This window comes from Pseudomonas yamanorum (genome assembly GCF_900105735.1).
Lineage (GTDB): Bacteria > Pseudomonadota > Gammaproteobacteria > Pseudomonadales > Pseudomonadaceae > Aquipseudomonas > Aquipseudomonas yamanorum.
Window position 1 is genome coordinate 454,031 of record NZ_LT629793.1, and the last position, 23,640, is coordinate 477,670.

21 protein-coding genes are annotated in these 23,640 nt (G+C 60.5%); 13 read left to right on the forward strand and 8 right to left on the reverse strand.

What is annotated here, in order from left to right; genetic code table 11:
* Positions 1 to 100 precede the first annotated feature (100 nt).
* Both BLU46_RS02195 and BLU46_RS02200 read right to left on the reverse strand, forming a co-directional pair.
* A complete protein-coding gene (locus BLU46_RS02195; RefSeq protein WP_063030990.1) occupies positions 101 to 2,329 on the reverse strand; it encodes a polysaccharide biosynthesis tyrosine autokinase in 2,229 nt (742 codons plus the stop codon).
* A gap of 45 nt (positions 2,330 to 2,374) precedes the next feature.
* A complete protein-coding gene (locus tag BLU46_RS02200) occupies positions 2,375 to 2,815 on the reverse strand; it encodes a low molecular weight protein-tyrosine-phosphatase (RefSeq protein ID WP_172834574.1) in 441 nt (146 codons plus the stop codon).
* Between the two features lie 232 nt (positions 2,816 to 3,047).
* Between BLU46_RS02200 and rfaH the strand changes: the two genes are divergently transcribed.
* The 3 genes from rfaH to BLU46_RS02215 all read left to right on the forward strand — a co-directional run bounded on the left by rfaH (position 3,048) and on the right by BLU46_RS02215 (position 4,330).
* Positions 3,048 to 3,557 (forward strand): transcription/translation regulatory transformer protein RfaH, encoded by a 510-nt coding sequence (gene rfaH / locus BLU46_RS02205; protein WP_063030994.1) that lies wholly within the window; start codon positions 3,048 to 3,050, stop codon positions 3,555 to 3,557.
* Positions 3,558 to 3,677: 120 nt separating this feature from the next.
* Entirely contained in the window at positions 3,678 to 3,986 is a 309-nt protein-coding gene (locus BLU46_RS02210) for a phosphomannomutase (protein ID WP_226476182.1), read from the forward strand.
* Positions 3,983 to 4,330 carry a hypothetical protein gene (locus tag BLU46_RS02215; protein WP_063030996.1) on the forward strand — a complete coding sequence of 116 codons (348 nt, stop codon included), beginning with the start codon at positions 3,983 to 3,985 and terminating at the stop codon, positions 4,328 to 4,330. The genes BLU46_RS02210 and BLU46_RS02215 overlap by 4 nt, the downstream gene beginning before the upstream one ends.
* On the opposite strand, the gene BLU46_RS02220 is transcribed toward BLU46_RS02215, so the two are convergent.
* The 4 genes from BLU46_RS02220 to BLU46_RS02235 form a co-directional block, all read right to left on the reverse strand.
* On the reverse strand, positions 4,282 to 4,905 hold the full coding sequence (locus BLU46_RS02220; RefSeq protein ID WP_017475049.1) for a hypothetical protein: 624 nt from the start codon (positions 4,903 to 4,905) through the stop codon (positions 4,282 to 4,284). The genes BLU46_RS02215 and BLU46_RS02220 overlap by 49 nt on opposite strands.
* Positions 4,906 to 4,974: 69 nt before the next feature.
* Positions 4,975 to 5,964 carry an ABC transporter substrate-binding protein gene (locus BLU46_RS02225; RefSeq protein ID WP_093210082.1) on the reverse strand — a complete coding sequence of 330 codons (990 nt, stop codon included), beginning with the start codon at positions 5,962 to 5,964 and terminating at the stop codon, positions 4,975 to 4,977.
* The gene (locus BLU46_RS02230) at positions 5,957 to 6,724 is read right to left on the reverse strand and encodes an ABC transporter ATP-binding protein (protein ID WP_093197965.1); all 768 of its coding nucleotides are present in this window, start codon (positions 6,722 to 6,724) and stop codon (positions 5,957 to 5,959) included. The genes BLU46_RS02225 and BLU46_RS02230 overlap by 8 nt, the downstream gene beginning before the upstream one ends.
* 1 nt (position 6,725) lies before the next feature.
* A complete protein-coding gene (locus BLU46_RS02235; protein ID WP_063031000.1) occupies positions 6,726 to 7,589 on the reverse strand; it encodes an ABC transporter permease in 864 nt (287 codons plus the stop codon).
* A gap of 250 nt (positions 7,590 to 7,839) precedes the next feature.
* Here BLU46_RS02235 and BLU46_RS02240 point away from each other — a divergent pair, with 250 nt between their 5' ends.
* Together BLU46_RS02240 and BLU46_RS02250 are read left to right on the forward strand one after the other, a co-directional pair.
* Entirely contained in the window at positions 7,840 to 8,928 is a 1,089-nt protein-coding gene (locus BLU46_RS02240; protein ID WP_063031002.1) for an LLM class flavin-dependent oxidoreductase, read from the forward strand.
* 907 nt (positions 8,929 to 9,835) lie between these two features.
* Entirely contained in the window at positions 9,836 to 11,143 is a 1,308-nt protein-coding gene (locus BLU46_RS02250; RefSeq protein ID WP_081253266.1) for an IS4 family transposase, read from the forward strand.
* A gap of 122 nt (positions 11,144 to 11,265) precedes the next feature.
* On the opposite strand, the gene BLU46_RS02255 is transcribed toward BLU46_RS02250, so the two are convergent.
* Together BLU46_RS02255 and BLU46_RS02260 are read right to left on the reverse strand one after the other, a co-directional pair.
* Positions 11,266 to 12,060 (reverse strand): class II aldolase/adducin family protein, encoded by a 795-nt coding sequence (locus tag BLU46_RS02255; protein WP_093197970.1) that lies wholly within the window; start codon positions 12,058 to 12,060, stop codon positions 11,266 to 11,268.
* 107 nt (positions 12,061 to 12,167) lie between these two features.
* Positions 12,168 to 13,073, reverse strand: a complete 906-nt coding sequence (locus BLU46_RS02260; protein ID WP_063031006.1) for a LysR family transcriptional regulator — start codon at positions 13,071 to 13,073, stop codon at positions 12,168 to 12,170.
* A 219-nt stretch (positions 13,074 to 13,292) separates the two neighbouring features.
* Here BLU46_RS02260 and BLU46_RS02265 point away from each other — a divergent pair, with 219 nt between their 5' ends.
* The 8 genes from BLU46_RS02265 (at position 13,293) to BLU46_RS02300 (ending at position 23,634) form a co-directional block, all read left to right on the forward strand.
* The gene (locus tag BLU46_RS02265; RefSeq protein ID WP_063031008.1) at positions 13,293 to 13,916 is read left to right on the forward strand and encodes a cysteine dioxygenase family protein; all 624 of its coding nucleotides are present in this window, start codon (positions 13,293 to 13,295) and stop codon (positions 13,914 to 13,916) included.
* Positions 13,913 to 15,493: a rhodanese-related sulfurtransferase gene (locus tag BLU46_RS02270; protein WP_093197975.1), complete on the forward strand. Its 1,581-nt coding sequence runs from the start codon at positions 13,913 to 13,915 to the stop codon at positions 15,491 to 15,493. Before BLU46_RS02265 ends, BLU46_RS02270 begins: the two co-directional genes overlap by 4 nt.
* 102 nt (positions 15,494 to 15,595) lie before the next feature.
* A complete protein-coding gene (locus tag BLU46_RS02275) occupies positions 15,596 to 16,552 on the forward strand; it encodes an ABC transporter substrate-binding protein (protein WP_063031012.1) in 957 nt (318 codons plus the stop codon).
* Positions 16,553 to 16,565: 13 nt separating this feature from the next.
* Positions 16,566 to 17,909 carry an LLM class flavin-dependent oxidoreductase gene (locus tag BLU46_RS02280; RefSeq protein ID WP_093197980.1) on the forward strand — a complete coding sequence of 448 codons (1,344 nt, stop codon included), beginning with the start codon at positions 16,566 to 16,568 and terminating at the stop codon, positions 17,907 to 17,909.
* Positions 17,910 to 17,922: 13 nt separating this feature from the next.
* Positions 17,923 to 18,927, forward strand: coding sequence for an ABC transporter substrate-binding protein (locus BLU46_RS02285; RefSeq protein WP_093197985.1), 1,005 nt, complete (start codon positions 17,923 to 17,925; stop codon positions 18,925 to 18,927).
* 143 nt (positions 18,928 to 19,070) lie between these two features.
* Entirely contained in the window at positions 19,071 to 20,249 is a 1,179-nt protein-coding gene (locus tag BLU46_RS02290; protein ID WP_093197990.1) for an acyl-CoA dehydrogenase family protein, read from the forward strand.
* Positions 20,246 to 21,205 carry a D-isomer specific 2-hydroxyacid dehydrogenase family protein gene (locus BLU46_RS02295; RefSeq protein WP_063031019.1) on the forward strand — a complete coding sequence of 320 codons (960 nt, stop codon included), beginning with the start codon at positions 20,246 to 20,248 and terminating at the stop codon, positions 21,203 to 21,205. Before BLU46_RS02290 ends, BLU46_RS02295 begins: the two co-directional genes overlap by 4 nt.
* A gap of 308 nt (positions 21,206 to 21,513) precedes the next feature.
* On the forward strand, positions 21,514 to 23,634 hold the full coding sequence (locus BLU46_RS02300; protein ID WP_093197993.1) for a TonB-dependent receptor: 2,121 nt from the start codon (positions 21,514 to 21,516) through the stop codon (positions 23,632 to 23,634).
* Positions 23,635 to 23,640 lie beyond the last annotated feature (6 nt).

Below are 23,640 nucleotides of genomic sequence, written 5' to 3' on the forward strand. Positions count from 1 at the left end.
GGTATTCTTTATGCTGATTTGAATTTGGCACGCTACCGCCCCAGGATTTTTCGTTCATTTCCTGAGAACGTGACCGCTATCCTGCAATTACAGTGGTGAATCAGCTCCGATCAGCCTGGTACTCGTACTGGTAATACCCGTAGTTGCCGTAGCCATATTTGGCCGAGGCTTTCTTTTCAACCCCGTTGAAGATCGCGCCCCTGAGCACGATGCCGTTCTGGGCAAACCGGCGAATGGTATGTTCGATCTCTTTGGCCGGGTTCAAGCCATAGCGCGTGACGATCAGGTTGGTCCCCGACTGCCTTCCCACAATCGCCGCGTCGGTCACGGCCAATAACGGCGGCGTATCCAGAATCACCAGGTCATAGCGTTCGCTGACTTGCGACAACAATTCGGTCAGGTTGCGATGCATCAGCAGCTCGGAAGGATTGGGCGGTATCTGCCCGCGGCTGATGATGTCGAGGTTTTCAATGCCGGTTTTGTGGATCGCGGTTTCAAGGGTGCATTGGTTGGAGAGGACGTCGGAAAGCCCATCCTTGGCCGGCACACCCAGCACCTTGTGCAGGTAGCCGCGGCGCATATCCACATCAATCAACAAGACACGCTGCCCGGTTTGCGCAATGACCGCCGCCAGGTTGACCGAAACGAAGGTCTTGCCCACCTCGGGACTGGGCCCGGAGATCATGATGCGGTTATTGGGTGCCTCGAGCATCGCGAAGTGCAGGCTGGTGCGCAAACTGCGCAAGGCCTCCACCGCCAGGTCCGTGGGGTGACTGATGGCCAGCAATGAAGAGCCGGCATCGGTACGTCCACGGCCGCGGGTGATTTTGTCTTCTTCAACCTTTTGCAACGGACTGTATGGAATCGACGCATACACCGGCAACCCGAGCTGCTCGATGGCTTCCGGGCTTTCCAGGCCGCGATTCAGCGCCTTGCGCAACAGCACCAGCGCCACCGCCAGGAAGCCGCCCAAGAGCGTCGCGATCAGCACGATCAGGATCTTTTTCGGTTTGATCGGCTTGAAGTAATTGACGTCTGCGGTGTCGATCAGGCGCACGTTGCCCACGGTCCCTGCGCGCATCACATCCAGTTCCTGGGACTTGTTCAGCAGTTGGGTATAGATGGCCGTGCCGACCTCGACATCCCGGGTCAGGCTCAACAGCTCCTGCTGGGTCGAGGGCAGGCCTTCTACCCGGCTCGCCAGGCTTTGCTGCTTGCTGGTCAACTCGCCGATCTGGGTCAGCAATGCGCGATACGCGGGATGTTGGCGGGTGAACTTGCGGTCCATCTCGGCCTGCTGCAACTTGAGCTCGGAGATGCTGGTGTCGAGCCCCACGATCTGGTCGAGAATCGCCTTGGTTTCCAGGGTGATGTCCACCGACTTGCTGCGGGTCTGGTATTCATTCAAGGCCTTCCCGGCTTTTTCCAGGTCCTTCTTGACCTCTGGCAGTTGCTCCTTGAGGAACGCCAGGCTTTGCGCCGCCTCAGCCGAGGTGCGCTCCACGTTTTGCCGCACGTAAATGGCCGCGATCTGATTAAGGATTTTGATCGCCTGGTCCGGGTCGGTGCTTTCCAGCGCCAGGCCGATCATGCCCGACTCTTTCCCACGCTCGACCACGTCCAGGTTTTCCTGGTAGTCGAGGATGCTGGTCAGGCGCGCATTGCGGATCACCCGGAAACGCGTGCCGGGTTTGGCGCGCAGTTCCTCAATCTGGAAGGCAACGCCATTTTGCTCGATCAGTTGCCCAGCTTCGCCGGCCGCCAGCACTTGGTCATCTTCATCCACCAAGGTGAAATGCGCGTTTTCACCCACGGTCAGGGTCAGCTTCTTGCCCAGCTGCCCGTCGGGCAGGTCCAGCTTGAAGATCTTCAGCGACTCGCCGCCCCAGGCGAAGCTGTCCAGCCCCAGCAAGGGCTCGGCGATTGCACCGGGGTTAGTCTTCTGGAAGCGGCGCGCGAGGAACTCACCGACCACCGGGAAGTACATCGGCTGTACGACGATATCGAGTTTCAGGTTGTCGACGGTTTTGCCAATCACATACCGCGACTGGATCAACTCGATCTCGGTGGCCGAAGGCGACTCTTTGCCGAGCATGCCGCCGATGTCCGAAAAGCCCAGCAAGTCGTTCTTTTTCGCTTCGACCTGCAACAGGGCATTCGCCTGATAGACCGGGGTCGCCAACACCGCATACGCGGCGCCTGTGAGCATAAAGGCGCCGGTAACCGCGGCGATCAACCATTTGTGGTCGATCAATGTTCCAAACAGACCGAGGAGATCAATCTCCTCGTTATCGTCTTCCCGTACGGTGACTGCTGGCGCTTGCTGCATAAGTCGGATTCTTAGCCTTTATTTCGATTCAAAAAGTCATGGCGATCAGCGTGCGAGACGTTGCGCCCATGCGTTTACGGCTTCTTCGATCAACGCATAAGCGTGCACAAAAGCAGCTTTCCCTTGCCGGTAGGGGTCGCTGATCTCTCGCTCGTTTTGCCATTTACCCAGCAGCAAGACCTTGCCCCGTGCCTCGGGCGCCATGCTGAGTACGGCGCTGATGTGCTGTCGCTCCATCACCAGGATCAGGTCGGCTTCACTGATCGCCTGTGGCTCCAGCTGGATGGCCTGGCGCTCAACGGCCGGATGACCATGGGCCTCAAGTAACGCACGCGCGGTGCTTTCAATCGGTTTGCCGACCAGTGCGGCAATACCGGCAGAGCTGACCTTGATATCGCAGCGACTGAGTGCGCCACGCAAAAGGCTTTCTGCGGTGGGACTACGGCAAATATTGCCAATACAGACAATCAACACTCTTTTAAACAAAGCACTATTCCCCGGGCCATCCATTACCCCATGAAGCGCTAACATCAACTTCATAACTTCACGGCAGTATTTATTACCATGGAACCCCCACTTCACCCAAAACTATCTCCGGACGAAAAATAACAACACCCGCACCAACCCGACGATTTATAACATTCATGCCTTTGCAGCCTCCACCGGCTTTAAATTACCTAACTACCGAGTTTCGCTATATATAGACAGAGGAAGTTTCATGAGCGCAAATGCCAATAAAGCCTGGTACCTGGTCCAGTGCAAATCCCGGCAGGACGAGCGCGCCGAGGAACATCTTCAGCGCCAGGGCTATACCTGTTTTCGGTCTACCTATAAACGCGAACGGCTGTTGAAGGGCCAGCGCAGGACCACGCGGGAATCGCTGTTTCCCGGTTATCTGTTTATTCAAATGAGCCTGCAGGACAGCTGGAGCTCCCTGCGCTCGACTCGCGGGGTGTCGCGGGTCGTGGCATTCGGCGCACATCCGCTGCCCATCAGCGACGCGCTGGTGGATGAGCTACAGGAGCGAGACCACCAGGGCGTTGTGGCAACCCTGTTGCAGCCGGGCGAAAGCGTGCGCATCAATGAGGGGCCGTTTGCCGAACTTGAGGCCGTCTTCCTGGCCATGGACGGAGAAGAACGTGTGATATTGCTGATGAACTTCCTGCAACGGGAACAGCGCATCAACGTGCCTTTGGCAGAAATCAGCCGAGTCCGGACAACTTGCTGATAATTGCCTTAAGCCGACCAAAAATAACATCCCGCTTATTAGCAGACTAAAAATAACATCCCCTTACTTTTTCGCATCTTCAGAATAAAGTAATACGTGAATAAACAGCGAGGGACGGCCATGAAAAGTTCAAAGCTATTGGTAGAGCGTATCGGCCTGTTTCCTTCTTCGGGGAACATCCACGTCAAGGTTAATAGTTCAACCACTGTTGTAGAACGCATGCAGGTGTTATACGCCAGCAACTCACTGGACAGCGATGAATCCTGTAGCGGGCTTTCAATGGTCTTTGCCGACTGGCGCTTCAAGTTGCAGGTGAGCAATCCCCTGTCCATTTGCCTGTGCGTGGAAAGTCGCGGCGACAGCCACCTGATGCAAATAAAGACCGCCGAGTTACTGGCCAATATCTCCTGCACCGAGGAGCGGCCATGAGCATTTATGAGGATCTGAAACGGGCCTACGCCTTGAAAAGGCTGACGAACGCGTTTGAAGGATTCGTGGGCCTGGCGCCCAACGAACAGCTGCCGGCGGAGCAATACGCGCGCAACACCCAGGTGCTGTCCCACTGGCTGGATCGCTTGCGGGACAACTCGCCGCAGGACATCACCGATACGCTGTTCAAGCAAATGAAGCGCGCTCAGCGCCGTGGCGATGCCCGGCGCTTCAATTGCCAGACGGTACTGCTGGAGCTGCTGGTGGAGAGTAACCTGGCCCTGGACCTGGCCACTTACTCGGCGTTCATCGGCATGGAAGAGGCCCGCCAGGAAGGCTCCTGATGGGCCTGATCGGCCCCTGAAACCGCCACGGCGACATGGTTGAGCAGTTTCTCGGCGTTGTACTTGGGCACCATCGCACTCAGCAACAGAATCACCATTCCCCCGCCGATCAAGGATGGGGAAACCCGTACCTCAACCACTTCCAGTCGCCATAGAAAAGCGATCGCCGCCATCCCACCCAAGAAGCCACCGGCCAGCGCCTCGTTGAGCGGGTGAATATAGGGGGCGACGCAAAAAGCGCTGAACCAGGCGGTGATCAACAGCCCACAGACCGCCGCCGGCCAGCGCCAATCGGGGTTGATGCGGCGCGCCACCAGGCTTATCGCCACAGGGACCATCAACGACGTATTCATGGCGTGACCGCTGAGCACGGCAATATCAAGGTGTTGGAGCGACACGCCCCAACCCTTGAACAACAGCTTGCTGAACGCGACGATGGAATAGGTGCAGGCAATTGTCATCAGCCACCACTTGACCGCCTGGGGCCGGGAGTACCAGAGCCAGACGGCGATTACCACTGCGGCCGGAATCATGACGGTGATCCCGCCATATTGCGCCAGTTCTTCCCGTATCAAGTGCTGTTCCTTACACGCCAGTTTTCCCGGACCCAATGAGACCTCAGACCCGGGCAAAACACAACGACTTCAGGGCGAAGCGGCCAACGCTTGCGGCGAAAACACCTCGGGGTCCATCAATTTCAGCACCTCTACCCGATGGGGAAAAATCTTCTTCTGCACAAACAGATCATCCACCTGCTGCAACGCCTGCACATCCCGCTCCTCTACCGGCAGCAGCGACTCATCGCCCCATGCGCGCAGCAATTGTGAAACCGGCAGCGGGATATCGTTGACCTTGGCAAACACCCGCGCGTATTCCTCGGGGTTCTGTTGCGCCCACTCAAAAGCCTTGGCGAACCGCTGCAAAACATCACGCAGCGCCTGGCGCTTGAGTGGGTCGGTGAGCACCTCATCGGAGGCGGTAATAAAGGTCAGGCCGGTATTGATGCCCTCTCCGCTGATCAGCACCCGTGCGCCCTGCTGTTCGGCGAACGCCTGGTACACCCCAAAGGTGGCCCAGGCTTCGATCTTGCCGGCGTTGAACGCAGGCAGCGCATCAGTGGGCAGGACGAAGCCGACGTTGACGTCCTTTTCATCCACGCCGGCATTCGCCAGGGCGCGGATCAGCAGGTATTGGGAAATGCTGCCACGGGCGGACGACACCACCACATTGCGTCCTTTCAGGTCGGCCACACTGTGGATCGGTGAATCGGGCGGCACCAGGATCGCGATGCTTCGCGCCTGGCTGCGGCGTACGGCGACGATACGCAACGGTGTGCCTCCGGTGGCGGCCGCCAGCACTGGCGTATCCCCGGCCGGGCCCAGGTCCACAGCGCCGGCGCGCAAGGCTTCGAACAACGGCGCGGCACCCTGGAAGTTGGCCCACTGGACCTTGTAGTCGATGCCATCCAGGGTGTGGGCGGCTTCCACCACGGTGCGCAAGCCTTTGGCCTGGTCACCCAGGATCAAGGTCACGCCGGACAGGTCCGAGGCGGACTTCGGGGCTTCAGCGGCTTTGTCGCAGCCGCCCAGCAAAAGCGCCACCACCAACAGCCCTACCGTCCTCAGCTCAACCATGGGCGAACCGCCGTACATTGGCATTTGCAGCCTGCGTGGCCGGGGCGTCCACTTCCACCCCCAGCAGGCTGAGCAAGCGGGCGCGAATCGCCTGGAAACCGTCCTGGCCGGTATCCCGTGCACGGGGCAGGTGGATGGTCAGCTGTTCGGCAATCTTGCCATTTGCCAACACGATCACGCGGTCGGCCAGCAGGATCGCTTCGTCGACGTCGTGGGTCACCAGCAACACGGATGGCGTGTGTTTGCGCCAGAGTTCGATGATCAGGCGATGCATCTTGATGCGGGTCAGCGCATCCAGCGCGGCAAAGGGTTCGTCAAGCAACAGCAGTTTGGGCTCGCGCACCAGGCCGCGGGCCAATGCCACGCGCTGAGCCTCGCCGCCGGACAGGGTCGCCGGGTAAGCCTCCAGCCGATGGGCCAACCCGACTTCCGTCAACGCCTGCACAGCGCGGGCCTTGGCGTCGGGAACGCGCAGGCCGAGGATCACGTTTTTCCAGGCACGTTTCCACGGCATCAGGCGCGGCTCCTGGAAGACTGCGGCGCGGGCCTTGGGCACCCGCAACTGGCCGCTGTCGATACTGTCCAGGCCCGCAAGGCTGCGCAGCAAGGTGGTCTTGCCGGAACCGCTGGCCCCCAGCAACGCGACAAACTCCCCAGGGGCGATATCCAGGTCCAGGCCGTCGATGACCCGCTGCTGGCCGAACTGGCGCACCACATTGCGCAACTGCACCGGTGCTACTGAAGCTTCGAGAATCGACATGTCAGTTCCTCACAAACGATGGGCGCCAGGCCAGGGCAAAACGTTCCAGAGTGCGGATCAGGCCATCGATCAGCAGACCCAACACGCTGTAGATCAACAGGCAGATCACGATCACGTCGGTGCGCATGAAGTCCCGCGCATCACTGGCCAGGTAGCCGATACCGGCGGTGGTGTTGATTTGCTCGACGAACACCAGGGCCAGCCAGGAGATGCCCAGGGAATAGCGCAGGCCGACAAAAAACGAAGGCAGCGAGCCCGGCAGGATCACATGCCAGATCAGCTCGCGGCGGTTAAGGCCGAGGGTGTTGGCAGCCTCGATCAATTTGGGGTCGATGTTGCGGATGCCGGCGAACAGGTTGAGGTACACCGGAAACGTGGTGCCGGTGACGATCAGCGCGATCTTGGTGAACTCGCCGATGCCGAACCAGAGGATGAACAACGGCACCAGCGCCAGGGAAGGAATGGTGCGCAGCATTTGCATCGGTGAGTCGAGGATCACCTCACCACGCTTGGACAGGCCGGTGATCAGCGCAGCCACCACGCCGATACTGACGCCGATGCTCAAGCCCAGCAGCGCCCGTTGCAGCGACACCAGCAGGTGCTTGCCCAACTCACCGGAAACAATCATCGCCCACAAGGTGCCGCCAATCTGCGACGGCGCGGCGATGATCCGGACCGGAATAAAGCCCAGCTCAGAGGCCAGTTCCCACAGCAGCAACAACACAATCGGGCTCACCAGCCGCAGCAACACATCGGGAGTGCGCCAGTTGCGCAACCAGCGTGGAATCAAGCGGGATGCGACCCCGGCCTGATCCTCGGCCTTGTCGACGGAAAACGAACTGGCGTTAAGGGACTTTTCAGTCATCGGGCTTCCTTCCTCATCAAGAACACGGCCAGGAGCGCCGCTGCGGTTTCATGCTATTCGCATAAAAAACCTCAGTGAAATTCTATTTGGGAATAACCTAATGCGATTAAAATGCACATTACTGATAACCATCTAAAACTATGATTCTGTATTTTTATAATTAGGATAGAACCAATCGGCATTTTACAGGCCCGGGTGCGGCCCCTATTTTCGATAGCAGCTTTATTCCTGCCCTCAACAAGGACTGACCATGAGCATCGAATTTATCGGCTATATCGGCGGCCACCACGCCTCCGAGATCCACCCTCGCAGCGGCCCGACCTTGCAGCCCGACTACGTGGAAACCGTGGCCCGCGCCCATGAGGAAGCCGGCTTCGACCGCGCCCTCGTAGCGTTCCACTCCAACAGCCCGGACAGCACATTGATCGCCGCCCACGCGGCCAGCGTGACGAAAAAGCTGCAGTTCCTGATTGCCCACCGGCCCGGCTTTGTCCAACCCACCCTCGCCGCCCGCCAGTTCGCGACGCTGGATGTGTTCAACGGCGGGCGCACCGCCGTGCACATCATCACCGGCGGTGACGACCGTGAACTGCGGGCCGATGGCAGCCATATCGACAAGGACGAACGTTATGCGCGCACCGACGAATATTTGAGCGTGGTGCGGCAGGAATGGACCAGCGAAAAGCCCTTCGACCATCACGGCACTTACTACCGGTACGAGGGTGCGTTTTCGACGGTGAAGTCGCCGCAGCAGCCGCACATACCGTTGTATTTTGGCGGGTCTTCGGCGGCGGCCATTGCGGTGGCGGGCAAACATGCGGATGTGTATGCGCTGTGGGGTGAGACCTACGAGCAGGTGAAGGAAGTGGTCACCCAGGTGCGGGCGGAAGCGGCGAAGCATGGGCGTACGGTTCGCTTCAGTTTGTCGTTGCGGCCGATTCTGGCGGAGACTGAAGCACTGGCGTGGGAGCGTGCGGATCGCATCCTGGAGCAGGCGACGGCGTTGGCTGAGAAGAGTGGGTTTGTGAGGCGTGAACCGCCGAATGAGGGCTCGCGTCGGTTGTTGGCGGCGGCGGCTCAGGGTTCGCGGTTGGATAAGCGATTGTGGACCGGGATTGCCGGGCTGCTGGGGGCTCAGGGTAACTCTACGTCGCTGGTGGGTACGGCTGATCAGGTGGCCGAGGCGTTGCTCGACTATTACGACCTGGGTATTACGACCTTTTTGATTCGTGGGTTTGATCCTCTGAATGATGCGATCGATTATGGGAAGCGGCTGATACCGCTGACTCGGCAGTTGGTGGCTGAGCGGGAGCGCCAGGTGGCTGGAAAAGTGGCCTGACAGTAGGTTTGAGGTGGACCGGGGACATATCCGTTTCTTCGGTAACGGCCACCTATGGTTCCGCTCTTACAGCGGCTCACTTTGGAAAAGCCCCAAAGTAAGCAAAGGGCTCTGCCCCGCCTGTCGGCACCTCGCTTAGGCTCGGTGTTCCCTCACTCCGGCATTGCTCCGCGGGCCGCCGCGACGGGCCATCCATGGCCCGGCGCGGCTAAACCGGCGTCCTGCCGGTTTACCCGCTCCGCAATACCTGCGTTCGGCCTCGGGCTTATTGGGGCAGTCAGATCAAGATCAAAAGCAAGAGCACAGCGGCCTACCGGCCGGCTTGAGTGTTAAAAGCCAGATCAAAAGCCAGAGCGAAAGCCAAATCTGAAGCTGATGCAGCTCTGCTTTTCTGTGGGAGCTGGCTTGCCTGCGATGCAGACAACTCGGTTCTTCAGATACACCGAGGTGATGCCATCGCAGGCAAGCCAGCTCCCACATTTGAACCGTGCCCGCTTTGGCTTTTGATTTTGCTCTTCAACACTCAAGCCGGCCGGGAGGCCGCTGTGCTCTTGATCTGCTTTTGATCTTGATCTTAGGCGCCCCATTAAACCACGCTGGCCGAACGCAGGCTTTGGAGCGTGGGTAACCCGGCAGGACGCCGGGTTAGCCGCGCTGGGCCAAGGATGGCCCATCGCGGCGGCCCACGGTCCAAAGCCGGAGTGAGGGCACACCGAGCCTAAGCGAGGTGCCGAGTGGTGGGGCAAGAGCGTTTTGCTTACTTTTGCGCTTTTCAAAAGTGAGCCGCTGTAAGAGCCATCCCTTTCAAGGTCTTGGTTTAAAATCCCCTAACCAATCCAGTCAGGACGACGAAACTATGTGGGAAAAGGTTTTAGAACGGTTTGAAAAACAGGCTCCGGCCAGCGTCATGACCAAGTTGATATTAGAGCAGGCAGTAGATGCCGCTTGGGTTGACAAGGTGTTCGATGATCACCGCCAACGGCAGTACTCACGTGAGCTTTTGTTTTCAACCGTTGTTGAGCTGATGTCCCTTGTTTCATTGGGCTTGAGGCCGTCGTTGCACGCGGCGGCGCGCAAGATGGAGGGCCTTTCGGTCAGTGTTTCGGCACTCTATGACAAGATCAAGCGAACCGAACCCGAGCTGCTTCGCGCCCTCATTTCGGGCAGTGCCGAACGTTTGATACCAACCGTCGAAACGCTCGGCCATTCATCGATCCTGCCCGGCTGGCAGTTGCGTATTGTGGATGGCAACCACTTGCCGGCCACTGAAAAACGTCTAGGCGCTCTGCGCAATGAGCGCGGCGCAGCGCGCCCAGGATTTTCAGTAGTTGCCTACGATCCGGATCTGGATTTAGTCGTTGATCTTCAGCCGTGGGAAGATGCCTACGCCAGTGAGCGAGTCAGTGTTTTACCGCTGCTGGCCCGCGCATGCGCGGGCCAGTTGTGGATGGCTGACCGGCTCTATTGCACGCTGCCCATCCTGCAAGCCTGCGAGGACACGGGGGCTTCGTTCATCGTTCGCCAACCCAGCAAGCATCCACGCCTGGTCCAGGAAAGTGAGTGGCAAGACTCAGGGACGGTCGATAGCGGAACCGTTCGCGAACAAATCATCGAAGTGAAGGGTGGCCGCCGCTGGCGACGTGTTGAGTTGAGCCTGCAAACGGCGAATGACTCAGGTGATTTGGTGATGTGGTTCTGGAGCAATTTGCCCGACACCATCGGTGCCCGGCAGATAGCCGATTTATACCGTCATCGCTGGAGTATCGAAGGAATGTTTCAGCGCCTTGAGTCGGTACTGGACAGTGAAATTACAGGCCTTGGCAGCCCGAAAGCCGCGCTATTGGGCTTTGCCTCGGCGGTCCTGGCTTACAACGTTTTGTCGGTTCTCAAGCGTAGCGTTGAGCAGGCGCACCGAGAAACGCAGCCAGAGGGTTGGCAGGTTTCGATTTTCCATTTGGCGGTGCATGTTCGCAGTGATTATCAAGGCTTGCAGATCGCATTGCCTGCGGAAAATTTCCCTCTTGAAAAGACTCCGCAAGGGCTGGCAGAGCGATTGCTGGCCCTGGCAAGGATGATCAAACCTAAGTCCGTAGCAAAAAGCCCTCGTGGCCCCAAAGTAGCCAAGCCCAAGGAGTGGCTGGAAGGTAAGGCAGCACGGGCGCATGTCTCAACAGCTAGGGTGCTTAAGGCGGCCAAGTCGGATAAACGTACTTAAACATGGCCTTAAACGGACTTTTAAACGCAGACCTTGAAAGGGATGGCTGTAAGAGCGGAACCAATAGAAGCCGTAACCGAAGGAATGGATATGTACTCCCCTGCCCTGATTGCAGACCAACTTCAAAGTTTGTAATCAGTATCCGTACGCTCCAACTGCCGAATCAACGCATTCCAATGTCGCACCACCCCCGGCCCATCCCCGCTCTTGAACACCTCCGCCTGCTTCTCAACCTTGGCCACCACCTCCGCCGGCGGAAAGATCAACTCGGCATTCCCCCCCGCCTGCGCCGCAATCTGGATATTGCACGCCCGCTCCAGCCCCTGCAGCTGCTGGAACGCATGCTCCACACTCACCCCCGCCGTCAGCAACCCATGATTACGCAGGATCATCACACTCTTGTCCCCCAGGTCCGCCACCAACCGCTCACGCTCATCCAGGTCAAGGGCCACACCTTCATACCCGTGGTACGCCACGCGCCCGGAAAACCCGATGGAATGCTGGGAGATCGGCAACAACCCATCCTTCTGCGCCGACACCGCAATACCATCGCGTGTATGCGTGTGCAGCACCGCCTGCAAATCGTGGCGAGCCCCATGGATAGCACTGTGAATCACATAGCCCGCATAGTTGATACCCAGACCGGTAGGGTCATCGACGATCGTACCGTCAATATCCACCTTGACCAGATTCGAAGCGCTGATCTCATCGAACAACAGCCCATAGGCATTGATCAGAAAATGCTCCTCAGGCCCCGGCACACGGGCGGAGAAGTGGGTGTAGATGTGGTCGGTCCACTTGTACAAGGCGGCCAACCGATAGGCCGCCGCCAGCTTGACGCGCACCTCCCACTCTTCCGGGGTGACCCGCTGGCGGACGTTGTTCGAGACACTGGAGATCGAGGTGACGCTGCTCATGGCAAAACTTCCTGGATGGCCTTAAGGACTTCCAGGCAAGCCTAGGGGATGACCAAAAATAATAAAAAGCACATTTTAATCTAAGCTAATTATTATTTTTTTTCATATCACGCTGCATTGCGAACCTTGTGCAGCGACGCCGCCACCAGCTTGCCAAACGCATCCACCGGCCCTTGCAGATTGCCAAGGAAATGCGGGTAGATCAGCCACAGGTCCATCACCGGCTTGAAGTCCTTCAGCGGCATGGCCGCCAGTTGATCGCGATGGGCACTGCGTTCCAGCAGCGGGCGTGGCACCAGGCCAAGGCCCAGGCCGTCAGCCACCAGGCCCAGTTGCAGCTCCGTGCCAAAGGTCTCCAGGTTGACCCGTAGCGCCAGGCCCTGGTCCGACAAGGTGCGTTGCAGCCCGGCGCGGAAGCCACAGCCATCCGGGTTGAGGATCCAGCCGTTCTGGTACACGTCCGCCAGCTTGCAGGGCTTCTTGGGCAGTTGGGCCTTGGCGCAGACCACCACCAGTTCCATCTTGCCGATGGACTCGCCGACGATGTTATCCGGGAAGATCTTGCCCGCCGGAAACAGCGCCGCTGCCGCGTCCAGTTCGCCGCGCTCGATCTTGCCCACCAGTTGGCTGCCCCAGCCGGTAGCTACCTGGGCGCGCAGGTCGGGGAATTCACTGCGCAGGTGCTTGAGGGCATCCAGCAGCACCACGTCGCCGATGGTTTGCGGCACGCCCAGGCGCAGCAGGCCAGTGGGCGGTGCGTCGGTGGCCACCAGTTCGCGCAGGGCGTCCATTTCCCGGAGGATCGAACGGCACTGTTCATACACCCGCGTACCGATCAAAGTAGGCTTGAGCGGCTTGGTGTTGCGGTCAAACAACTCCACCCCCAGCGCCTGCTCGAAGTTCTGCACGCGACGGGTGATGGCCGGCTGGGTCAGTTGCAACGACTCGGCGGCATGGCTGATGGACTGGCAACGAATCACTTCGACAAAGGCATCGATATCGTCAATTTTCATTTGGGCCGCACATAGAGAACAGTCATTAAGATGTGTGAAAAGCATAGTTCCATAAACGGTGGCTGGATAGCCTGCCGCTCGATCGATAACGTCTAACGCTATTCAAACCGGTTCTAAATTACTTTCCGCTATAACCTAATCATTAAAAAATAGCATATTAACTATAAACATTATGCTTAGATAAACCCATCACCACGAACCACCCACGATGGAATTGTCATGACCCAGGCCCGACACCCGGAGAGACTCAGAGCATTCATTGGCGCCCTGGCGGAATTGATCGACGGCAACCCTCGCGAAGGCGACCTGCTGCATCGCGGCGGCAAGCTGCTGGCGCAACTGGTGAGCCACGATGACTGGCTGCCGGACGAATTTGCCCAACCCAACCCCGAGCGCTATCAACAGTTCTTGCTGCACGCTGATTCGCGCCAGCGCTTCAGCATCGTCAGCTTTGTGTGGGGGCCGGGGCAAACCACGCCAATCCATGACCATCGCGTGTGGGGGCTGATCGGCATGCTGCGCGGCTCCGAGTATTCCCAGGGCTTTGAGCGAAACGCCGAGGGCGTACTGGTCGCCGACGGCAAGCGCATCCAGCTCGAACCCGGCCAGGTGGAAGCCGTGTCGCCGAAGATCGGTGATATCCATCAGGTCAGCAATGCCTTCAGCGACCAGGTGTCCATCAGCATTCATGTCTACGGCGCCAATATCGGTGCCGTGCGCCGCGCCGTGTACCAGCCGGACGGCAGCGAGAAACTGTTTATCTCCGGTTATTCCAACGCCTTTCTCCCGAACATCTGGGATTTGTCCAAAGACGCCCTGTCCAAAGAGAGCCCTGCCCTATGACTGCATCGAACCGCAGCTTCGCCCAGATTCGCCAGGCCCTGCTGGACCGTGAAGAAGTCGCCCTTGTGGATGTGCGTGAGGAAGCGCCTTTCGCCGAATCCCACCCGCTGTTCGCCGCGAATATCCCGCTGTCGAAGCTGGAACTGGAGGTGTATTCACGCATCCCACGCCGGGATACCCAGGTGACGGTGTACGACAACGGTGAAGGTCTGGCACAGATCGCCGCCCAGCGCTTGCAAGCCCTCGGCTATACCCAGGTCAGCCTGCTGGAAGGCGGCCTGGACGGTTGGCGCAACGCCGGTGGCGAGCTGTTCATCGACGTCAACGTACCGAGTAAAGCCTTTGGCGAACTGGTGGAAAGCCAGCGCCACACGCCGTCGCTGGCCGCTGAAGAAGTGCAGGCCTTGCTCGACAGCAACGCCGACGTGGTGGTGCTCGACGCCAGGCGCTTTGATGAATACCAGACCATGAGCATTCCCACCGGCATCAGCGTGCCCGGCGCCGAACTGGTGCTGCGCGCCCGTGAGCTGGCGCCCGACCCGGCCACCCGCATCATCGTCAATTGCGCCGGGCGTACCCGCAGCATCATCGGCACCCAGTCGCTGATCAATGCGGGCATCGCCAACCCGGTGTCTGCCTTGCGCAACGGCACCATCGGCTGGACCCTCGCCGGGCAGAAGTTGCAACACGGTCAGGCTCGACGCTTTGCGCCCACCTCGGAAGAACACCGCCAGATCGCCGCCAAGGACGCCCGCCAAGTCGCCGACAGGGCCCACGTAGGCCGCGCCACCCTCGCCGACCTGCAACGCTGGCAGCAGGAAGCGGCACGCACCACTTACCTGTTCGACGTACGCACCCCGGAAGAATTCGCCACCGGCCATCTGCCCGGCTCGCGCTCCACACCGGGCGGCCAACTGGTGCAGGAAACCGATCACGTTGCCAGCGTACGCGGCGCCCGGCTGGTACTGGTGGATGACGACGGCGTGCGGGCCAATATGTCTGCGTCCTGGCTCGCGCAACTGGGTTGGGAAGTGCATGTGCTGGATGACCTGCAACCTGCGCACTTCAGCGAACCGGGCGCCTGGGTCGCCCCCGTCCCGCCACCGCAACAGGCCGAACTGATCAGCCCGCACACCCTCGCCGAATGGCAGGCCCATGGCGACACCGCGGTACTGGATTTCACCGCCAGCGCCAACTACGTCAAGCGCCATATCCCCGGTGCGTGGTGGGCGTTACGCGGGCAACTGCCAGAGGCCTTGCGCAAAGTGCCTGCGGCCGAACGCTACGTGTTGACCTGCGGCAGCAGCCAACTGGCGCGCCTTGCAGTCGCCGAAGTCGAAGCGCTGACCGGCAAGCCCGTGTTCCTGCTGCAGGAAGGCACCGCCAGCTGGATCGCCGCGCAACTGCCCCTGGAAGAAGGCGAAACCCGCCTCGCTTCACCGCGCATCGACCGCTACCGCCGCCCGTACGAAGGCACCGATAACCCGAGGGAAGCCATGCAGGCCTACCTGGACTGGGAATTCGGCCTGGTGGACCAATTGGCCCGCGACGGCACCCATGGGTTTTATGTGATCTGAATACCATCGGGAGCGAGCCCGCTCGCTCCTCTTTCCACTACAGGCCGACCCCTTCTCCAGGCGGAGGCGACTGAACGCAAGACCTAGCCTGGAGCCCGCCCGATGCGCTTGACCCTTGCCCTTTTACTGGCCGCCCTCACCTTGGGCGCGACCTGCCAGGCCGCCGACCTGCAACCCCTGCGGGTGGCCAACCAGAAATCCACCATCAAGGCGCTGCTGGAAGTCGCCGGCGAAACCCGGGATGTGCCCTACGAAATCCAGTGGTCCGAGTTCCCCGCCGCCGCGCCGTTGGGCGAAGCCCTCAACGCTGGCGCCGTGGACATCGGCGCCCTGGGGGACGCGCCCTACGTGTTCGCCCTTGGTGCCGGCGCGCCCCTGAAAGTGGTGAGCATCATCCACGCCGAAGGCCGCAACACCACCGCGCTCATTGTGCCCAAGGATTCGCCCATCCACGATCTTGCCGACCTCAAGGGCAAGCGCATCGTCACCACACGCGGCTCCATCGGGCATTTCCTGGCGATCAAGGCACTGCGTAGCGCCGGCCTTTCCACCCACGACGTGCAGTTCATCTTCCTGCTGCCCAGCGAGTCACGCCTGGTGCTGGATAACGGCACCGCCGATGCCTGGTCGACCTGGGACCCCTACACCACCGTGGTCACCAGCCAGAGCCAGGCCAGGGTCCTTGCCAGCGGCAACAACCTGCTGAGCAACCACCTGTACCTCGCCGCCACCAGTAAGGCGATTGCCGACAAGCGCGTGCAGCTGGACGACTTCGTGGCGCGGGTCGACCGCGCCTACCGCTGGAGCAACGATCACCCGCAGGCGTTCGCCGCCGCCATGGCCAAAATCACCGGCTTGCCGCTGGAGGTGCATGTAGCCGTGGCCAACGCCACCCATATGCAACCGGTGGCGATTGACGACTCGGTGATCAGCGGCCTGCAAACCACCGCCGACATCTATCAGGACGAAGGCCTGCTGACCAAACACATCGACGTCTCCCAAGGCTTCGACAAAAGCTTCAACGCCAAGCGTGCCCCGCTTACCCAGGCTTCCCGCTAAAAGGAGAAAGAACATGAGCAAACGCCAACTGAAACTCGGTGCCATGGTGCACGGCGTCGGTCACGGCTGGGGCGAATGGCGCCACCCGCAGGCGCAACCCAATGCCAGCGTCAACTTCGGGTTCTACAAGCATCAAACGCAACTGGCCGAAGGTGCGAAATTCGACTTCGTGTTCATCGCTGACAGCCTGCATATCCATGAGAAATCCAGCCCCCATTACCTCAACCGTTTTGAGCCCCTGACCATCCTTTCGGCCCTCGCCGCCTTGACCTCGAATATCGGCCTGGTGGCGACCGTCACCGTGAGCTACACCGAACCGTTCCAGGTAGCACGCCAGTTCGCCTCCCTGGACCACATCAGCGGCGGCCGCGCCGGCTGGAACGTGGTGACCTCGTGGCTCAGCGGCACCGCCGACAACTTCGGCAAGGCCGAACACCCGCCCCACGCCGTGCGCTACCGCATCGCCAAGGAACACGTGAATGTGGTCAAGGGCCTATGGGATTCCTGGGAAGACGATGCCTTCGCCTACAACAAGCAAAGCGGCGAGTTCTTCACCCCCGGCAAGCTGCATGCATTGGGGCACAAGGGCGAGTTTTTCTCGGTCAAGGGCCCGCTGAATATCGCCCGGTCACGCCAGGGCCAGCCGGTGATTTTCCAGGCGGGCACTTCCGAGGACGGGCGCAATTTTGCCGCCGAGTACAGCGACGCAATTTTTGTCCACGCCGAGACCTTCGACGAAGCCAAAGCCTACGCCCAGGACTTGAAGAAGCGCGCCCGCAGTTTCGGTCGCGATGCCGATCAACTGTCGATCCTGCCGGGCATCCGGCCAATTGTTGGCCGCGACGAAGCTGAGGTGGAACGCCGCTATCAGCAAGCCGTGGAGCTGGTGACCGTCGAGGACGCAATCGTCGCCCTGGGCCGCCCGTTCAACGACCACGATTTCAGCAAGTACCCGCTGGACGAACTCTTCCCGGAACTCGGCGACCTGGGCTCCAACAGCCAGAAAGGCGGCTCCGACCGCATCAAGCAATTGGCTCGGGATGAAGGCCTGACCCTGCGGGAAGTGGCCCTGCGTTTCTCCCGGCCCAAGCGCGATTTCGTCGGCACCCCGGAGCAGGTCGCAGACGCGATCCAGACCTGGTTCGAAGCGGGTGCCGCCGATGGTTTCATCATTAATTCACTGCTGCCCGACGGCCTGCAGTACTTCACCGAACAGGTGGTGCCGGTGCTGCAACAACGCGGTCTGTTCCGCCGTGAATACAGCGGTGTCACCCTGCGGGAAAACCTTGGCCTGGACGTGCCGGCCAACCGCTACAGCGCCGCCCTTGAAATCCAACCCACACAGATCGCCATCTGACCAGGGCACGACCATGACGAACACGATCAAACACGGACAGTTCAATCGTCGCGGCTTCCTGGGCGCCAGTTCGATTGCCCTTGGCGCGCTGGGCCTCGCCTCGCTGGTGCCACGGGCTTTCGCTGCACCTGCGAAGCTCTCGGACCTGACCCTGGCTGTCGCCACCTACCGTGGTCAGGACTCGTACTTCACCGACGACGCCGGCACCTCCAACACACCCTACAAGGTCGACTACGCCGAGTTTGCCGGCGGCAATCTGATCGTCGAAGCGCTGGCCTCGGGCAGCCTGGACATTGGCGGCATGAGTGAGATCCCGCCGATCTTTTCAATCCAGAGCCACCGCGAGCCGAAGTTGATCGCGGTGCTGCAAGGCGACGTGAATAACCAGGTGATCCTGATTCCCAAGGAGTCGAAAATTGAATCCATCGCTCAGCTTAAAGGCAAGCGTGTGGGCTACGTACGCTCCACCACCTCCCACTACTTTCTGATCAAGGCCTTGAAGGAGCAAGGGCTGACCTTCAACGACATCACCCCCGTGGCGCTGACGCCGCAGGATGGTTTCAGCGCGTTCCAGAGCGGCCAGCTGGACGCCTGGGTGATCTACGGGGTGTTTATCCAACTGGCGAAATTCCGCAGCGGTGCCCGGGTCTTGAAAACCGCCCTTGGCTACCTCTCCGGCAACTACCTGATCGGCGCCCGCCCCGCAGCCCTGGAAGACCCGCTGCGCAAACAGGCGATCCAGGATTACCTGCAGCGTCAGGCCCGCACCCTGGAATGGATGAACAACAACCCCGAGCCGTGGGCCGAGAAATCGGCGAAGTTGCTGGGGGTGGACAAGGCGGTGTTCCTCGATGTGTACAACAACCGCAGTCAGCCTTACAGCGTGATCGAGGTGAACGACCAGGCCATCGCTTCGCAGCAGGAAGTCGCCGACCTGTTCTTCAATGCCGGGGTGTTGAGCGAGCGGCTGGATGTCAGCCCGTTGTGGGACCGGCAGTTCAAGTTGCTGCCCATTTAGAAGACGAACACGATCCAGTGTGGGAGCTGGCTTGCCTGCGATAGCGGTGTATCAGATTGCATTTTCAGCGGCTGACACTCCGCTATCGCAGGCAAGCCAGCTCCCACATTGATCGGTGTACACCCATCCAGAGTGAACCGACCATGAGCTTTTCTTCTCAACCGTCACTGCGCTCCGTGGAAGTGGCCAATTTCGAAGCCTTGCTGGAACGCCTCAGCGCCCAGCTCGCCGCCACTGCACACATCGTTGATGAAAGCGGCACCTTCCCCCACGACAACTTCAAACTGCTGCACGAACACGGCCTCGTCGCCCTGACCGTGCCCAAGGCCCTCGGCGGTGGCGGTGCCAACCTCGCCCAGGCACGCAAGGCCATCAGTGCCATCGCCAAGGGCGAGCCTTCCACCGCGTTGATCCTGGTGATGCAGTACCTGCAACACACGCGCCTGCAAGACAGCAAAACCTGGCCGCCCGCGCTGCGCACCCAGGTCGCCGAAGACGCAGTGCGCAATGGGGCGCTGATCAATGCCCTGCGCGTCGAACCCGACCTCGGCACCCCGGCCCGTGGCGGGCTGCCAGCGACCATCGCCCGGCGTACCTCCGCCGGTTGGCGCATCAGCGGGCGCAAAATCTACTCTACCGGCAGCCACGGCCTGACGTGGTTCAGCGTCTGGGCCCGCAGCAGCGATGAAGACCCGCTGGTGGGTGCCTGGCTGGTGCCCAAGGACAGCCCCGGCATCAGCATTATCGATACGTGGGACCACCTGGGCATGCGCGCCACCTGCAGCCACGAAGTGGTGTTCGATAACGTGCTGGTGCCGCTGGACCACGCGGTCAGCGTCAGCCCCTGGAGCGCGCCGCAGGCCGAACTGGACGGCGATGGTTTCCTGTGGATGTCGGTGCTGCTCTCATCCGTGTACGACGCCGTGGCCCAGGCGGCGCGCGACTGGCTGGTGGACTGGCTGGAACAGCGCAAGCCCTCCAACCTCGGCGCAGCGCTGTCGACCTTGCCGCGCTTTCAGGAGACCGTCGGGCATATCGACACCCTGCTGTTTGCCAATCGCAGCCTGCTGGATGCCGCCGCCGACGGGCACACCCCGGCGGCCAATGCCGCGCAGATCAAATACCTGGTGACCGGCAACGCGATACGCGCCGTCGAGTTGGCCATCGAGGCTTCCGGCAATCCCGGCCTGTCGCGCCACAGCCCGCTGCAACGGCATTACCGCGACGTGCTGTGCAGCCGCGTGCATACACCGCAGAACGACGTCGTGCTGCAGGGCGTCGGCAAAGCCGTCTTCGCGCAACGTCAGAAGGAACGCACATGAGCCAGGTGATTATCGCCAGCCAGCTGGACGAAGATTTTAATGAAGTGATCCGCCAGCGCCTGGCCCTGACGCACCCTGGCGCCGAGGTCATCGGTGTACCCGCCGGCGTGCCCAGCGACTTGCCGCCCCAGGCCAATATCCTGCTGGCCCGACCGATCAACGTGCGTGGCTACACCGCCCCGGACACACCACCACCGGGTTGGCCGTATGGTGTGCAGTGGATTCAGGTGGTGTCGTCGGGTATCGATTTCTACCCCAAGTGGCTGTTCAACGGGCCGCCGGTGAGCACCTCGCGGGGCAGCGCCGCCGAGAACATCGCGGAGTTCGCCCTGGCAGCGATCTTCGCGGCAGCCAAGCACTTGCCGGACATCTGGGTGCAGGATTCGCAGTGGCAGTTCACTGCGTTGCGCCCGCTCAAGGGCACCACCCTGGGGATTCTGGGGTTTGGTGCGATTGGCCGTAGCCTGGCGCAAAAAGCTCATGGATTGGGGATCAAGATCGTGGCATTACGCCAAAGTGACACGCCGTTTGACGTGGAGGGTGTGGAGGCGGCGCTGGATATCCATGATCTGTTTGCTCGCTCCGACCACCTGGTGCTGGCCGCGCCACTGACCGAGGCCACGCGACATATAGTGGATCGGGAGGCGCTGGAGAATGCCAAGCCAGGGTTGCACCTGATCAATATTGCCCGGGGAGGATTGGTGGATCATGAGGCGCTGCTGGAGGCGTTGGACAGCGGCCGTCTTGGGCTGGCTTCGCTGGACGTGACTGAGCCGGAGCCATTGCCGGATGGGCATGCGCTGTATGGGCATCCGAGGGTCAGGGTGTCGCCGCATACGTCGGCGATTTCGACCAATAGCCGGCATGATATTGCGGACAGTTTCCTGGGCAACCTGGAAAGGTATCTGAGTGATCTGCCACTGGAGAACCTCGCCAACACCCAACGCGGTTACTAAGCCGAACAGAAATCAAAATGTGGGAGCGGGCTTGCCTGCGATAGCAATGGATCAGTCGATATCAATGTGACTGACCTACCGCTATCGCGGGCAAGCCCGCTCCCACATTTGTTTTTCATCAGCTGAAAAATATCATCAGCCTTACGCATTACAAACAAACCACTACATACCCATTTTTTATAATTAACTTATAACTAATCGGACTTTTACGCCCAGCATTTATACAAATACTGTTACATCCAATACCGACCCCTGACCAGGTGGAGGCCCGACTTTGCCTAAACCGTCAACCACCTCAGGGGTCCATCATGAGTCCTACCGCCGTACCCAATCGCCTGACACTGGCCATTTCCCTCGCCCTGTTCGGCCTCGCCGCCCACGCCGACGACACCGCCCTGCCGGTGGTCAACGTCACCGCCGAGCACCGCAGCGAAGACCTGCAAAAAACCCCGCTGGCGATTTCCGCGTTCGATGAAAAGGCCCTGGAAGACAAGCAGATCAACAGCGTGCGCGACCTCGCGGGCCAGGTACCGAACCTGACACTCAGCCGCCAGTCGATCTCCTACAGCGCCCAGACCTACGGCATCCGCGGCATCGGTGAAACCGACCCGATTCAGGAAGCCGCCGTCGCCGTTTACGCTGATGACCTGTACATCCCCCGTGCGATTTCCTCGATGCTCGACTTCAACGATGTGGAGCGCGTCGAGGTGCTGCGTGGCCCCCAGGGCACGCTGTACGGGCGCAACAGCAGCGCCGGTGCGATCCGGGTGATCACCCGCGACCCGACCCAGGAAACCCGCGGTTTTGTAGAGCTGGGCGCCGGCAACTACGACGCCCAGAACGCACGCCTGCTGATCAGCGGCCCGTTGGTAGACAACGCGCTGTTCGGCAGTTTCTCCGCTATCCGCCTGAGCCGCGACGGCACCGTGTCCGATCCCACCCGGGGCAAGGACGTGAACAACGTCGACATCCAGTCCTATCGCGGCAAGCTGCGCTACAAGCCGGTGGATTCGCCCTGGGATGTGCAATTGACCCTGGCCGGTACCTTCGACCGGGGCGACACCACCAGCTATACGCCCTTCGACGCCAACGGGCATTTCGACAAGTTCAAGAGCTACAGCAGCCTCGACCCGAAAAACCGCCTGGACCAGGGCAGCTCGGTGCTGCGGGCGATTTACGCGATCAATGACAACCTGAACTTCAAATCAGTGACGGCCTACTCGGCGTTCCACCAACCGGTGGACTACGACAACTCAGGGCAAGCCGCGCTGATCCAGAACAACCTGATCCTGTACAAGCAGAACTACGCCACCCAGGAATTCCAACTCAACGGTGACTACGACGATTTCAGCTTCAGCACCGGCGTGTACCTGTACCGCGAGAAGTTCGACGCCGACCGCGACAACCTCACCTATTCCGTCGCCCGCAACCGGGTGATCGGCCAGGGCCAATACAGCACCACCAACACCGAAAGCTACGCGCTGTACGGCCAGGGCACCTACAAGCTGACGCCGCAACTGTCGCTGATCGCCGGCCTGCGCTTTACCCGCGAACACAAGAATTTCGACTTCACCAACTACGCGATCAACACCGACCGGCAGATCACCGGCACCAACTTCACCGCCGAGTCGAGCAAATCCTGGCAGTCCACCAGCCCGAAAATCGGCTTCGAATACGCCTGGACCCCACACTTGAACCAGTACGCCTATGTCGCCAAAGGCTTCAAGGCCGGCGGCTACGACAACCGCGCACCGACCCAGGCCGCCGCTGAACAGGCGTTCTCACCGGAGGATGTGACCACCTGGGAAACCGGGGTCAAAGGCGACTTCTTCGACCAACGCCTGCGGGCCAACGTCGCGGTGTTCTACAACGACTACAAAGACCTGCAAACCAACGCCTATGACCCGGCGCTGGGGGTCAGCCTGCGCACCAACGTCGGCCGCGCCCACACCTACGGCGTGGAGCTGGAAACCCTCACGGCCCTGAGCCGCGACCTGCAACTGACCGCCAACGTCGGCTACCTGCAAAGCAAGTACGACGACTTCCAGAACGCCAGCGGCGCGGGGGTGGATGCCAACGGCAAGCAGCTGGTGTTCTCGCCACGCTGGAACGCCAGCCTGGGCCTCAACTACACCATCCCCGCCGGGCTGCCCGGCACCTGGCTGGCAGGCACCGATGCGCAGTTCCAGACCAAGTCTTATGCCAACGCGCTGAATGACGACATCCAGGAAATCCCGCAACAGACCTTCTGGAACGCCAACACCCGCTACATCAGCGGCGACGGCCACTGGACCACCACCCTCGCGGTGAAAAACCTGCTGGACCGCGCCTACCCGCAGTCGGTGGGCTACGTGCCTTCCAGCGGCGCCCGCTACTACTCGGTCAACGACCCGCGAACCCTGTTGCTGACCGTGCGCTACGACCTCTGACAAACC